Consider the following 13764-nt stretch of genomic DNA (forward strand, 5'->3'; position numbering starts at 1 on the left):
ACATGGCAGACGAGACGGCGAACGCGCAGGGAACGGCCGGGTTCCTCTTCGAGATGGGCGTGCTCAAGAACGCCAAGCGGACCGGCTGGTGGTTCACGGGGAACAACAACCCCGAGTCGATCGCAGAGCACTCGTTCCGCGTTGGGATCGTCGGCGCCGTCCTGGCCATGATGGAGGGTGTGGACCCCGCCAAGGTGGCACTGATGTGCCTGTTCCACGACACGCAGGAGACCCGGATCGGGGACATCCCGCACATCGGCCGCCGGTACATCGACGCGGCGACGAACGAGACCGTCACCGCCGACCAGGTCTCTGCCGCGCATCCGGCGGTGAAGGCAGGGGTGCAGCGGGTGGTGTGCGAATACGAGAACGGTGACACGCCCGAGGCGATCGTGGCCAAGGACGCCGACAAGCTGGAGTGCCTGGTGCAGGCGGTGGAGTACCGAGCCCAGGGATACAGCCTGGTGCAGGACTGGATCGACACCTCGTTGAGCAGTCTCAAGACGGCTTCGGCGCAGGCACTCGCCGAGGCCGCGCTGACCATGTCCCCGCTGGAATGGCGGAAGACGTTCCTCGGCGAGTGACCCGGACCGCGACGGTGCGTGCCCGTAACTCACCTGTGTTCCGCCGGATCGGTGCCTAGGATTCTTTGATGATCGAAGGTAAATCGGTAAGGCTGCGCGCGTTGCGCGCGCAGGACGCGGAGCATCATCTCCGGTGGCGCAACGACCCGGAGGTGGTGCGCTGGGCCGCCGCCGGGGATCCGTGTTTCGGGCCCGTCACGGCGGAGGCCGTCGGGCTCGGGTTCGATGCCATGTTGCGGCTGAATCCGAGGGAGTCGGCCGTGTTCACCGTCGAGGACGTGGGCGGCGGGCGGGTGATCGGCATGGTCGACTACCGGGACCTCGACCCCTACGCCGGGGTGGCCACGCTGGGAGTGACCATCGGTGAGCGGGAGCTCTGGGGGCGCGGCCACGGCTCCGAGGCGCTGCGGCTGCTGGTGGACCACCTGTTCGGCGCGTACGGGCTGAGCCGGCTGGAGTTGGACACCTGGAGCGGCAACGAGCGCGCGGTGCGCGCCTTCACCGCGTTGGGCTTCCGCGAGGAAGGCCGCCGCCGGGCGGCCGTGTTGGTGGCGGGGGAGCGCTACGACCGGGTGCTCTTCGGGATGCTGCGTGAGGAGTGGGCCAAGCCCGCCTGATCGGCTTCTTGTTCCCGGAGTGAGTGGGGGCGGGGGCTGATCAGTTCTCGGGCCCGGTGGCGGGCGGGAAGCCCAGTCGGTCCAGGAGCGTGTCGAAGAGGTCTTCCACGAACGGTTCGTGCGAGCGCAGGGTCTCCGCGACCGCGGGGGACTCCACGCCCTCCCCAACTCCCGCGTCCCAGGCCCATGCCAGTACGCGGCCGGCGTCGCCGGGTACGCGGGCGTCCAGTTCGGCCGGCGGGCGGTCCGCCATCTCGGCCGCGATCGTCAGGTTCAGCCAGGTGTGCCACCGGTCGCCGCCCGGTTCCAGGCCCCTCACCAGCGCGACGTCGCTGTCGTGTACGGAGGCCACGCACGCCGGCGCGCCGGTCCACTCGACGACCGCGCGCAGGACGTCGTTCGGTTCTCCCGGCAGCGTGCCGCAGAACTGGAGCGTCTGCCAGCCGCCCGGTCTCGGCCACCACGCGGTGATGCCGCCCCTGTCGTCCTCCTGCGCGCCACCGAACACCGGTGCCTCCAGCAGCGGACGCTCGCTGCGGCCGAAGACCAGCTCACCCGAAAAACCCATGTCGTGCTCCCCTCCGAGGTCCTGTTCGGACCGTAGGGCCGACCACTGACAGCGTGTGTCAGTGCCGGTTGGCACCATTGCGATCATGAGTCACAACATCGCTTACTCGACCGCGGACAAGGCCGATGTGCTGGCCTTCCTGGGCAGCAACGGCAACCTCACGCCGGATCAGCAGCGCAACCTGGAGAACATGCGCAGGTGCGCCCAGGTCCAGCAGGACGACCTCGACCACGAGGGCGTCGACTGGGGCTTGTCCATTCCCGACGCCCTCGAACACCTCATCGCCGGGCGCACCGACTCGGACGCGCCGTGCGCGGGCAACGCGTACCACGCCGCCCTGCAGCACGTCATCGACCGCAACGCTTCGGACCCCAGCCAGTTGGGCACGTACTCCAAGCCCAGCACCTTCTTCGGCCTGGTGGACGACGAGATGCGCCGCCTCGGGGTGCCCGCCGACCTGTTGCCCCACGGGTTCCTCTACGGCGGGCCGCCCGACGACTTCCCGTACATCCCGTATTCGATGGACGGGTATCCGGCCATCGGCCACCTGCCGCTGGCCAAGGCCAAGCCCGCCGCCGACGCCTACCGGGCCGTCATGGACCGGATGGATCCGGATTTCCGGTACGACGTCGCGGAGCTCATCGAGAAGCTCGAATTCGAGCACGGTGAGTGGGAGTACGCCACGAAGAACGTCGGCTGGTACACGCAGGACACCCTCTTCTTCAGGCTCACCTGACGGCCGTCGCGCCGGCCCCGCGTGGTGGTCGTCACGTACCGGCCGGGCGGCGGGCCCGTACCCTGTCTCCGTGGCAGAACCAGTCCGCATCCCGACCGCGAAAGTCGCCCTCTCCACGGCCTCCGTCTATCCGGAGTCCACGGCGACCGCTTTCGAGATCGCCGCGCGCCTCGGGTACGACGGCGTCGAGGTCATGGTCTGGACGGATCCCGTCAGCCAGGACATCGACGCCCTGCGCCGGCTCTCCGACTTCCACCAGGTGCCGATCCTGGCCGTCCACGCGCCGTGCCTGCTGATCACCCAGCGCGTGTGGTCGACCGATCCCTGGACCAAGCTCCGGCGCGCCCAGGCGGCGGCCGAGCGGCTCGGCGCGTCCACCGTGGTCGTGCATCCGCCGTTCCGGTGGCAGCGCCAGTACGCCCGGGACTTCGTCAGCGGCATCTGGCGGATGGCCGACGAGACCGACGTCCGGTTCGCCGTCGAGAACATGTACCCGTGGCGCTACCGCGACCGCGAGGTGCTCGCGTACGCCCCCGAGTGGGACGTGACGAAGGACGACTACCGGCACTTCACCGTCGATCTGTCGCACACCGCGACCGCCCGTACGGACGCCACCGCCATGATCGACCGGATGGGCGACCGGCTCGCCCACATCCACCTCGCCGACGGGAACGGCTCGGCCAAGGACGAGCACCTCGTCCCGGGGCGCGGTACGCAGCCCTGCGCCGAGCTGCTGGAGCGGCTGGCCCGTACGTCCTTCGACGGGCACGTGGTCATCGAGGTGAACACCCGGCGGGCCATGTCCTCCGCCGAGCGCGAAGCCGATCTCGCCGAGGCCCTGGCCTTCACCCGGCTGCACCTCGCCACCGCCGAGCGCGCCCCGCGCGACGAGCGCGACGGGGCCCACCGCCCATGACAGAGCCCGCGGAGCCCGCGGAGCCCGCGGAGCCCGCAGAGGCCGCCGAGCCCGCGAAGCACGCCGAGCCCGCGAAGCACGCCGAGCCCGCGAAGCCGCGTCGTCGCCGCGGGCCCGGCCGCCCCCGCCAGGACGAGGCCGACGAGGGCCCCGGCACCCAGGAGCGGATCCGGCTCGCCGCCCGTGAGGTGTTCGCGGAGCGCGGGTACGACAAGACGTCCGTACGCGGCATCGCGAAGGTGGCCGGTGTGGACCCGGCCCTGGTCCACCACTACTTCGGCAGCAAGGACGAGCTCTTCGCCGCCGCCATCGAGGTGAGCATGGAGCCCGCCCTGGTGGTCCCGGCGATCCTCGGCGAGGGCCCGGACGGCATCGGGGAGAGGCTCGCCCGCTATTTCCTGGGCGTGTGGGAGAACCCGGTCACGCGCGTTCCGCTGCTCGCCGTCATCCGGTCGGCCCTCACGCACGAGGCCGCCGCGAAGGTCCTGCGCGGGCTGGTCCTGCGGCGGGTCCTGGAGCGCGTCGCCGCCGACCTCGACGTCCCCGACCCGACCTTCCGCGCCGAGCTCGCCGCCTCCCACATGGTCGGCATCGCGATCCTGCGCTACGTCGTCCAGGTCGAGCCCCTCGCGTCCGCGGACCCGGAGGCCATCGTGGCCCTCGTCGCGCCCACGCTCCAGCGCTACCTGACCGAGGAATGACCGAGGAGTGAGCCTCCCGTCCCGCCATCCGGACGGGCCGTCCGGATCGCGGGCGGTGGGCGTAGCCTCGTATCTGAGCCATATCCGCAGTCGCGGCTGACCGTACAGCCGCACTCATGGGGAGTGAAACCGCATGCCCGAGCTGAGGTCCCGCACCGTCACCCACGGCCGCAACATGGCAGGCGCTCGTGCGCTGATGCGCGCGTCGGGCGTAGCGAGCGAGGACATCGGCAAGCCGATCATCGCGGTCGCCAACTCCTTCACCGAGTTCGTCCCCGGCCACACCCACCTGGCCCCCGTCGGCCGGATCGTGTCCGACGCCGTCCGGGCCGCCGGTGCCATCCCGCGTGAGTTCAACACCATCGCCGTCGACGACGGCATCGCCATGGGCCACGCCGGCATGCTGTACTCCCTGCCCTCCCGCGACCTCATCGCGGACAGCGTCGAGTACATGGTCGAGGCCCACTGCGCCGACGCCCTGATCTGCATCTCCAACTGCGACAAGATCACCCCCGGCATGCTCATGGCCGCGATGCGCCTGAACATCCCCGTGGTCTTCGTCTCCGGCGGTCCGATGGAGGCCGGCCAGGCCACCCTTGTCGACGGCACCGTCCGCAAGCTCGACCTGATCGACGCGATGGTCGACGCCTCCAACGAGAACGTCTCCGACGAGGACGTCCTGCGCATCGAGGAGAACGCCTGTCCGACGTGCGGCTCCTGTAGCGGCATGTTCACGGCCAACTCGATGAACTGCCTCGCCGAGGCCATCGGCCTCGCCCTCCCCGGCAACGGCTCGGTCCTCGCCACCCACACCGCCCGCCGCGCCCTGTACGAGGACGCCGGCCGCACGGTCGTGGAGATCACCAAGCGCTACTACGAGGGCGACGACGAGTCCGTCCTGCCGCGCAACATCGCCACCCGCGAGGCCTTCGAGAACGCCATGGCCCTGGACATCGCGATGGGCGGCTCCACGAACACGATCCTGCACCTGCTGGCCGCGGCGCAGGAAGCGGGCCTGGAGTACGACCTGACCGACATCGACGCCGTCTCGCGCCGCGTCCCGTGCCTGTCCAAGGTCGCCCCGAACGTGGCGCCCGGCGGCACGTACTACATGGAGGACATCCACCGCGCCGGCGGCATCCCCGCCATCCTCGGTGAGCTCCACCGCGGCGGCCTCCTGAACAAGGACGTCACCTCCGTCCACTCGGACAACCTGGAGGACTGGCTGGCGAAGTGGGACGCCCGCTCCGGCACGGCCAGCGAGGAGGCCATGGAGCTGTGGCACGCGGCCCCCGGCTGCAAGCGCTCCGCCACCGCCTTCTCCCAGTCCGAGCGCTGGGAGACCCTGGACCTCGACGCCGAGGGCGGCTGCATCCGCTCGGTGCAGCACGCGTACTCCAAGGACGGCGGCCTCGCCGTCCTGCGCGGCAACATCGCGGTCGACGGCTGCGTCGTGAAGACGGCGGGCGTCGACGAGTCGATCTGGACCTTCGAGGGCCCGGCCGTCGTCTGCGAGTCGCAGGACGAGGCCGTCGACAAGATCCTGCGCAAGGAGATCAAGGCGGGCGACGTCGTCGTCATCCGCTACGAGGGCCCGCGCGGCGGCCCCGGCATGCAGGAGATGCTCTACCCGACGTCCTTCCTCAAGGGCCGCGGCCTCGGCAAGGTCTGCGCCCTGGTGACGGACGGCCGCTTCTCCGGCGGCACCTCGGGCCTCTCCATCGGCCACGCCTCCCCGGAGGCGGCCTCGGGCGGCACCATCGCCGTCGTCGAGGACGGCGACCGGATCCGCATCGACATCCCGAACCGTTCGATCGAGCTCCTGGTCGACGAGGCCACCCTCGCCGCCCGCCACGAGGCCCTCGGCGGCGTCTACGCCCCGAAGGACCGCGAGCGCACGGTCTCCGCGGCCCTGCGCGCCTACGCCGCCATGGCCACCAGCGCCGACAAGGGCGCGGTCCGCGACGTGAGCCTTCTTTCCTGACGACCTCGCACCGCTCGGCCCTGGCGGGCCTCCCCGGCTTCGGCCGTCTGCGCCGGACTCCGTCCGCCGACCGCGCGGGCGGCCCCGGCTCCCCGCTCCCCGGACCCCGCCGCGCTCACCAGCCAGCGGGGTTCGCCGCGTCCACGGCGAACACCGACCCGTCGGGCGCGCTCCCGAAGACCCGCCCGTCCGCGACCACGGGGGCGGGCACGGTCGCCGTGTAGGCGTGTCCCGTGCCCATACGGGGCTTCGTCTGGCCGATGAGACGGCCTGCGGCCACGTCCACCGCCAGCAGCCGCCCGTCCACCGCGGTGAGGTAGACGCGGCCGCCGTCGGCCACGGGCCGCGAGGCGGCCGACACTCCGGTCTCCAGCCGCCACTCCTCCTTGTCCGCGCCGACCGCCGCCAACGCGCCGGACATGCCGAAGACGTACACCGTTCCGTGGGCGTCGACCGCCGCCTGCGCCTGGGGGAGACCCAGCAGCGGCGTCTCCTTCACGGCTCGCGTCCGCAGGTCCACCCGCAGGACCGCGCGGGTCCTCGAATCGGAGTCGGTCCGCAGCAGGTGCAGCGCGCCCTGCGCCACCCCGACCGGCTCGGCCGTGCCCTGGGTGCGCTGCTGCCACCGCACCGTGCCGTTCGCGCAGTCCACGGCCGAGACCTGGGTCGACCGGCCGTCGCCGGCCGGGGTGGCGACGTACAGGAGGCAGCCGTCCGGGCCCTGGGGGCCGGCGAGCCAGAGGGATCCCACGCCACCGATCTGCTTCGTCCACAGGGTGGCTCCCGTGGTGACGTCGAGCGCGGTCGCCTTGCCGTCCCCGCCCGTCACCAGTACGGCCCCGGCGGCGGGCAGGATCCGTCCGCCGCCGGGCATCGGCTTCTGCCAGCGACGCGTGCCGGTCGCCGGGTCGAGCGCCTGCACCGTCTGACTGCCCGGCGTCACCGTCAGGACGAGCCCGCCGACGTACAACGGGGACTGGCTGTCCGCGCCCGGTGTCGTCGCCCGTACCGACCAGGTGACGGCGCCGTCCACCGGGTCGAGCCGCGCGGCGGCCAGACCGGGTGTCGAGCAGTACAGGGCGCCGGGTGCCGAGGAGCAGGACACGACGAGGTTCTCGCGGCCCTGGCTCTCCAGGGAGGTCACCCAGGCACTGACGGGCTGCCCTTCGGGCTGTCCTTGCCGCGACGGCTCCGTGGCGGACGTCCGTACGGCCGGGCCCCCCGGATCCTCCCTGAACTGGAGGTATCCGCCGAGCGCTCCCCCTGTGAGCAGCAGGCCCGTTCCGAGCGCCGCGGCCGTCCGCCACCGCCGTGGGCGGGTCGTGCGCCGGGGCGGCGCCTCGACCCGTACCCGCCGGTGGGTGTCCTCCTCGGCCGCCGGTTTCGCCTTGGCCGACAGTGGCCGCCGCGGCTGCGGAATGAAGGCCCGGGTCTCGTCGGCGGTCGGATACGCGGCGGCCCGCAGCTCGCCGAGCAGGGCGCCGGGGGTGGGCCGGTCGGCGGGGTCCTTCGCGAGGCAGCGTTCGACGACCGACGCGAGCGCGTCCGGCACGCCGGTCAGATCGGGCTCGCTGTGCACCACCTGGTAGGCGACGAGGTAGTGGCTGTCGGAGTCGAAGGGCCCGCGCCCCGTCACCGCGTGCACGAGCACGGCGCCCATCGCGAACACGTCCGCCGCCGGCCCGACCTCCCGCGGCCGCTGGAACTGCTCGGGCGCCATGAAGGGCGGTGTCCCGATCAGCTTGCCCGTCTCGGTCCGCAGGTCGCTGTCCACCGGCCGCGAGATCCCGAAGTCGATGACCCGCACCCCGTCGGGAGCCATCAGGACGTTGCTGGGCTTCAGATCCCGGTGCACCACGCCCGCCCGGTGGATGTCCCGCAGCGCTTCCGCGAGCCCGGCGCCGAGCCGGGTCGCCTCGGCCTCGTCGAGCGGCCGCTCCCGTACCCGCTCGGCGAGCGTCGGGGCGTCGATGAACAGGGTGGCCATCCACGGCCGTTCGGCATCGGGGTCGGCGTCCACGACCGGCGCGGTGAACGCCCCGCTCACCCGACGGGCGGCGGCGACCTCCTGCCGGAACCGGGCCCGGAACTCCGGATCGACGGCGTGCTGCGCGTGTACGACCTTCACGGCGAGGCGCAGGCCGGACGCGGAGGTGGCCAGATGCACCACCCCCATGCCGCCGGATCCCAGCACGGACTCCAGCCGGTACTGCCCGGCGTACTCCGGAAAACCGGCCCGTTCCGCGCACAGTGAATGCACTGCCGACCACCCCCGCCGGAGCCTAGTCGATGGCGCATATGAATCGGTAAGGGCCTGCTACCCTGCGCGAGTTGCAGAGCGTCATGCGCAAGGGGGAGATTTTGCATGTCGGTTGAGAAGTCGGAGACGTCGGTCGAGAACGAGATCGACCAGGTCCAGGGCCTTGCCGAAGACGGCATCGAGTACTTCCCGGTCGCCCCGGGATACCGCGTCAACGTGCGCAGCGGTCCGGGTACCAATTACTCGATCATGAAGGTGCTGCCCTACGACGCCACCGTGGGCATCCGCTGCCAGTGCCCGGGCACCACCATCTCGGGCCCGTACGGCACCACCAACCTCTGGGACTGCATCGGGAACGGCCTCTTCGTCTCCGACGCCTACGTGAAGACGGGCAGCGACGGCTACGTCGCCAACCGCTGCGGCTGACGTGCCGGCGGGCGCCGCCCGGCGCCCGGCGCCCGTCTGACACGTGAGACACACCCCGGCCCGACGGGTCGGGCGGTGGATAATCGCTGGTGTGAGCGACGACGACCAGCGAGACCAGACCCCAGCCGCGACGCCCGCCCCGGTGCCCACCGGCCCCGAGCCCGAGCCGATCCGGTTCTTCGGCACCACCTGGGTGAACCACGACGGCGGCTACGCCCTGCGCCGCGCCGGCGTGGCCATCGGCTCGCTCGTCACCGCCGTCGCCGCGGCCGTCCTGCTCCGGCTCTCCTACGAGGGCCTGGAGATCGGCAACGTCGGCCCCTTCCTGAGCATCTCCGTCGTCATCCTCTTCGCGATCGCCAGCTCCATCGCCTTCGCCAAGACCTGGGACTCCTTCAGCCGCCGCCCCGCCCCGTCCTCCGACGAGGCCGCCCTCAAGGGCCTCAAGGCGATCGGTTTCATCGGCTCCCTCATCGCGTACTTCCTGCGCTGCCTCGTCGAGGCCCCGGGCGAGAAGCTCCGCCGCGCCGAGTACGAGCGCGCCACGGCCGAATTCGCCCGCCGCCGCAGCTCCCGTACGGGCAACCCGGCCGCCCGCCGCCCCAAGCGCAAGAAGTAGGGCCCGCGAGCCCACGGGTCCGCGAGCCCGCGAGCCCGGCCACGAGGCCGTCCCCACACTCACACCTCCCGGCGATTGACGCCCTGGCACAGCCAGGAGCATTATTCATCACATGATGAATAACAAGCCCGAGGGAGACCCGGCCGCCGTCCACGCCCACGGCCTGACCGTCCGCCGCGGCACCGGCCGCGCCCTGCCACCGTCATCGACGACATCGCCTTCGACGTCCCCCGCGGCCGCATCACCGGCCTCCTCGGCCCCTCCGGCTGCGGCAAATCCACCCTCATGCGCGCCATCGTCGGCACCCAGGCCCACGTCACCGGCACCCTCGACGTCCTGGGCCGCCCCGCCGGCCAGCCCTCGCTCCGCTCCCGCATCGGCTACGTCACCCAGGCGCCCTCCGTCTACGACGACCTCACCGTCCGGCAGAACCTCGACTACTTCGCCGCCGTCCTCGACCCCGGCCGGGCCGCCGCCGGCCGGCGCGCCGACGCCGTCACCCGCGCCGTCACCGACGTCGACCTCACCACCCGCGCCGACGCCCTCGCCGGCAACCTCTCCGGCGGCCAGCGCAGCCGCGTCTCCCTCGCCGTCGCCCTGCTCGGCGCCCCCGAGCTCCTCGTCCTCGACGAACCCACCGTCGGCCTCGACCCCGTCCTGCGCCGCGACCTGTGGAACCTCTTCCACGACATCGCCGCCACCCGCGGCGCCACGATCCTCGTCTCCTCGCACGTCATGGACGAGGCCGAGCGCTGCCACGACCTGCTCCTCATGCGCGAGGGCCGCATCCTCGCCCAGGACACCCCCGACGCACTGCGCACCCGTACGCACTGCGCCACCGTCGAGGAAGGCTTCCTGCGCCTCGTCGACGAGGCCAACGCCCAAGCTGAAAAGAGCGCCCGATGACCGCCATGACCGCCACGACCGCAATGAGCGGCGCCCGTACCCTCGCCACCGCGGCCCGCGTACTGCGCCAGCTCCGCCACGACCCGCGCTCCATCGCGCTGATGCTCCTGGTCCCCGTACTGATGCTCGCCCTGCTGCGCTTCGTCTTCGACGGCAGCCCCCGCACCTTCGACGGCATCGGCGCGTCACTCCTCGGGATCTTCCCCCTCATCACCATGTTCCTGGTGACCTCCATCGCGACCCTGCGCGAACGCACCTCCGGCACCCTCGAACGACTCCTCGCCATGCCCCTCGGCAAAGGCGACCTCATCGCCGGCTACGCCCTCGCCTTCGGCGCCGTAGCCGTCGTCCAGTCCCTCCTCGCCACCGGCCTCGCCCTCTGGCTCCTCGGCCTCGACGTCGTCGGCTCCCCCTGGCTGCTCCTGCTCGTCGCCCTCCTCGACGCACTCCTCGGCACCGCGCTCGGCCTGTTCGTCTCCGCCTTCGCGGCCTCCGAATTCCAGGCCGTCCAGTTCATGCCGGCCGTGATCTTCCCCCAACTGCTCCTGTGCGGACTCTTCGCACCCCGCGACACCATGCAGCCGGTCCTGGAGTCGATCTCCGACGTCCTGCCCATGTCCTACGCCGTGGACGGCATGAACCAGGTCCTCACCCACACCGACATGACCGCCGACTTCGTGCGCGACGCGATCGTCGTCGCCGCCTGCGCCCTGCTCGTACTCGTCCTCGGCGCGGCCACCCTCCGCCGCCGCACCCCCTGACCGCACTGCGGACAACTCCGCCCGGTCACCTGCCCGGGTGCGAGGATGAGGACGGATACGCAGCTCACGCGCAAGAACAGTTCGGCGAGGTGAATCGGGCATGACCCAGACAGTCGCAGTCCTCGGTACCGGCAAGATCGGCGAGGCCCTGCTCAGCGGAATGATCCGCGGCGGCTGGCCCGCCTCCAAACTCCTCGTCACCGCCCGCCGCGCCGAACGGGCCGAGGAGCTCCGCGCCCGCTACGGCGTCGAGGCCGTCTCCAACGCCGAGGCCGCCAAGCGCGCCGACACCCTCATCCTCACCGTCAAGCCCCAGGACATGGCCAAGCTCCTCGACGAGCTCGCCCCGCACGTCCCCGTCGACCGCCTGGTCATCAGCGGCGCCGCCGGCATCCCCACCTCCTTCTTCGAGGAGCGGCTCAGCCCCGGCACCCCCGTCGTCCGCGTCATGACGAACACCCCCGCCCTCGTCGACGAGGCCATGTCCGTCATCTCCGCCGGCAGCCACGCCACCGCCGAACACCTCGCCCACACCGAGGAGATCTTCGGCGGCGTCGGCAAGACCCTGCGCGTCCCCGAGTCGCAGCAGGACGCGGCCACCGCCCTCTCCGGCTCCGGACCCGCGTACTTCTACTTCCTCGTCGAGGCCATGACCGACGCCGGCATCCTCCTCGGCCTGCCCCGCGCCCAGGCCCACGACCTGATCGTCCAGGCCGCCATCGGCGCCGCCGTGATGCTCCGCGACAGCGGCGAACACCCGGTCAAGCTCCGCGAGGCGGTGACCTCCCCGGCCGGTACGACGATCAACGCGATCGTGGAGCTGGAGAAGCACGGCGTACGCGCCGCCCTGATCGCCGCCCTCGAAGCGGCCCGCGACCGCAGCCGCGAGCTCGCCTCCGGCAACAGCTGACACACGGGTACGGGCTCCCGCGCACGCGGCAGCCCGTACCCCCAGCGGCCGGCCGTCCCTACGGCGCGAGCAGCCCGATGGCCTCGTACGCCCGGTCCACCACGGGCCGCGCCAGCGCCCGGGCCCGCCCGGCGCCCTCCCGCAGCACCTTCTCCACCCCGCCCGGATCGGCCGCCAGCCCGGCATGCCGCTCCTGCAACGGCCGCAGCAGCTCCACCACCGCGTCGGCGACATCCCGCTTGAGCGCCCCGTAGCCGCTGTACCCGTCGGCGAGCGCGGCCGGATCACCCCCGGAGCACGCCGCCAGGATGTCCAGCAGATTCGCGACCCCCGGCCGCGCCTCCCGGTCGTAGACCACTCCGTCGTCCCCGCTGTCGGTGACCGCCCGCATCACCTTCTTGGCGATGACCCCCGGCTCGTCGAGCAGGTACACGATCCCCGCCCCGCTCTCGTGGGACTTCCCCATCTTCGACGTCGGATCCTGAAGGTCCATGACCCGCGCGGCCACCGTCGGGAGCGTGGCCTTGGGCACGGTGAAGGTGTGCCCGTAGCGCTGGTTGAAGCGCACGGCCAGATCCCGGGTCAGCTCGACGTGCTGCCGCTGGTCCTCACCGACCGGCACCTCCGACGCCCCGTACGCCAGGATGTCGGCGGCCATCAGCGCGGGATAGGTGAGCAGCGACAGCCGCACGCCCTCCCCGGTGGTCTGCGCCTTCGCCGCCTTCTCCTTGTACTGGATCATCCGCCGCAGCTCCCCGTCGCTGGCGGTGCACTCCATCAGGTAAGCCAGTCGCGTGTGCTCGTCGACATGGCTCTGCACGAACAAGGTGCATTTCTCCGGCGACAGCCCGGCGGCGAGCAACAGCGTCGCCGCCTGCCGGCTCAGCCGTCGTACGCGCGCCGGCTCGTGCTCGACGGTCAGCGCGTGCAGATCGACGACGCAGAACAGCGCCTCGTCCGGCTTACGGTCGGCGGCGACCCACTGCCGCACGGCCCCCAGGTAGTTCCCCAGCGTCAGATGCCCGGTCGGCTTGATCCCGCTGAAGATCCTCGTCGTCATGTCCCGCTCTCCCTCTGTCCGGTGTGTGAGTCGTGCCGAGGCCACTGTGTGCGGCGACCGAGCCACTCCCGGGAGGGGAGAAAGAAAAACGGCCGCCGTAGCGGCGGCCGTGAGCGCATGCGTGCTCGCGTTGAAGGTCGGCCGCCGTCAGGCGGCCCACCAGCGCAGGTTGAGCGTGAGCGCATGCGTAGTCATGGGCCCAGAGTAGACCGGTGGGGATGAGGTTGGGGTGAAGTTCTTTCATCTCGCGGGGCCGGTCAGCCGGGGGTTGACACAGGTGTGCCCGATCCGTAAGGTTCTTCGAGTTGTCCGAAGTGAGCGCCGACCCCGGTCGGTCCCCGGACAGCCATCCCGCACTACACATTCGAACGAACGACGCACCGTGTCGTCTTGTTTTCATGCGTATTTGCGAATGAGGAATCCGTGTCCACTGGGCGCAGTCGCCGATTAGGTTCGGCGGCAAGGAATCCGCTACTGTCTCACTCGCCGGAAGGGCCCAACAGCCCGGAACGCAAGCCCCGCTGACTGGGGGTCAGGCCCGAAAGGATCTGATAGAGTCGGAATCGCCGGAAAGGGAAACGCGAAAGCGAGAACCTGGAAAGCAAGCGAGACCGACTCTGGTAGAGTCGGAAACGCAAGAACAGAACGAAAGCCCGGAGGAAAGCCCGAGAGGGTGAGTACAAAGGAAGCGTCCGTTCCTTGAGAACTCAACAGCG

Annotated in this window: 13 protein-coding genes and 1 pseudogene; 11 read left to right on the forward strand and 3 right to left on the reverse strand. The window is 71.3% G+C overall.

All coding sequences use genetic code 11. The annotated features are described in order from the left end of the window. Positions 1 to 2 precede the first annotated feature (2 nt). Both ACZ45T_RS30755 and ACZ45T_RS30760 read left to right on the forward strand, forming a co-directional pair. Positions 3 to 584: an HD domain-containing protein gene (locus tag ACZ45T_RS30755; protein WP_468447041.1), complete on the forward strand. Its 582-nt coding sequence runs from the start codon at positions 3 to 5 to the stop codon at positions 582 to 584. A 68-nt stretch (positions 585 to 652) separates the two neighbouring features. After that, positions 653 to 1201 carry a GNAT family N-acetyltransferase gene (locus tag ACZ45T_RS30760; RefSeq protein ID WP_468447043.1) on the forward strand — a complete coding sequence of 183 codons (549 nt, stop codon included), beginning with the start codon at positions 653 to 655 and terminating at the stop codon, positions 1199 to 1201. A gap of 40 nt (positions 1202 to 1241) precedes the next feature. On the opposite strand, the gene ACZ45T_RS30765 is transcribed toward ACZ45T_RS30760, so the two are convergent. After that, positions 1242 to 1769: a hypothetical protein gene (locus ACZ45T_RS30765; RefSeq protein WP_468447045.1), complete on the reverse strand. Its 528-nt coding sequence runs from the start codon at positions 1767 to 1769 to the stop codon at positions 1242 to 1244. Between the two features lie 85 nt (positions 1770 to 1854). On the opposite strand from ACZ45T_RS30765, the gene ACZ45T_RS30770 reads away from it, so the two are divergent. The 4 genes from ACZ45T_RS30770 (at position 1855) to ilvD (ending at position 6106) form a co-directional block, all read left to right on the forward strand. Then, the gene (locus ACZ45T_RS30770) at positions 1855 to 2505 is read left to right on the forward strand and encodes a DUF7691 family protein (RefSeq protein ID WP_468447046.1); all 651 of its coding nucleotides are present in this window, start codon (positions 1855 to 1857) and stop codon (positions 2503 to 2505) included. 70 nt (positions 2506 to 2575) lie between these two features. Beyond that, complete coding sequence (locus ACZ45T_RS30775; protein WP_468447047.1) at positions 2576 to 3421, forward strand: sugar phosphate isomerase/epimerase family protein; 846 nt, start codon at positions 2576 to 2578, stop codon at positions 3419 to 3421. Beyond that, positions 3418 to 4122 (forward strand): TetR/AcrR family transcriptional regulator, encoded by a 705-nt coding sequence (locus tag ACZ45T_RS30780; protein WP_468447049.1) that lies wholly within the window; start codon positions 3418 to 3420, stop codon positions 4120 to 4122. The genes ACZ45T_RS30775 and ACZ45T_RS30780 overlap by 4 nt, the downstream gene beginning before the upstream one ends. Positions 4123 to 4255: 133 nt before the next feature. After that, positions 4256 to 6106, forward strand: a complete 1851-nt coding sequence (gene ilvD / locus ACZ45T_RS30785; RefSeq protein ID WP_468447051.1) for a dihydroxy-acid dehydratase — start codon at positions 4256 to 4258, stop codon at positions 6104 to 6106. A 115-nt stretch (positions 6107 to 6221) separates the two neighbouring features. Here the strand turns inward: ilvD and ACZ45T_RS30790 are convergent, their stop codons facing one another. After that, a complete protein-coding gene (locus ACZ45T_RS30790) occupies positions 6222 to 8366 on the reverse strand; it encodes a serine/threonine-protein kinase (RefSeq protein ID WP_468447053.1) in 2145 nt (714 codons plus the stop codon). A 105-nt stretch (positions 8367 to 8471) separates the two neighbouring features. Between ACZ45T_RS30790 and ACZ45T_RS30795 the strand changes: the two genes are divergently transcribed. From ACZ45T_RS30795 to proC, 5 genes and pseudogenes are all read left to right on the forward strand, one after another. After that, positions 8472 to 8792 (forward strand): peptidase, encoded by a 321-nt coding sequence (locus ACZ45T_RS30795; protein WP_468447055.1) that lies wholly within the window; start codon positions 8472 to 8474, stop codon positions 8790 to 8792. Between the two features lie 91 nt (positions 8793 to 8883). Continuing rightward, positions 8884 to 9411, forward strand: a complete 528-nt coding sequence (locus ACZ45T_RS30800; protein ID WP_468447057.1) for a hypothetical protein — start codon at positions 8884 to 8886, stop codon at positions 9409 to 9411. Positions 9412 to 9523: 112 nt separating this feature from the next. Then, positions 9524 to 10317 (forward strand): annotated as a pseudogene (locus tag ACZ45T_RS30805) (ABC transporter ATP-binding protein). Positions 10318 to 10322: 5 nt separating this feature from the next. Further along, on the forward strand, positions 10323 to 11078 hold the full coding sequence (locus ACZ45T_RS30810; protein WP_468447065.1) for an ABC transporter permease: 756 nt from the start codon (positions 10323 to 10325) through the stop codon (positions 11076 to 11078). Positions 11079 to 11178: 100 nt separating this feature from the next. After that, positions 11179 to 11988 carry a pyrroline-5-carboxylate reductase gene (gene proC, locus ACZ45T_RS30815; protein WP_468447059.1) on the forward strand — a complete coding sequence of 270 codons (810 nt, stop codon included), beginning with the start codon at positions 11179 to 11181 and terminating at the stop codon, positions 11986 to 11988. A gap of 58 nt (positions 11989 to 12046) precedes the next feature. On the opposite strand, the gene trpS is transcribed toward proC, so the two are convergent. Then, entirely contained in the window at positions 12047 to 13048 is a 1002-nt protein-coding gene (gene trpS, locus ACZ45T_RS30820) for a tryptophan--tRNA ligase (RefSeq protein ID WP_468447061.1), read from the reverse strand. Positions 13049 to 13764 lie beyond the last annotated feature (716 nt).

It is taken from the genome of Streptomyces sp. NPDC030995, from assembly GCF_055571215.1.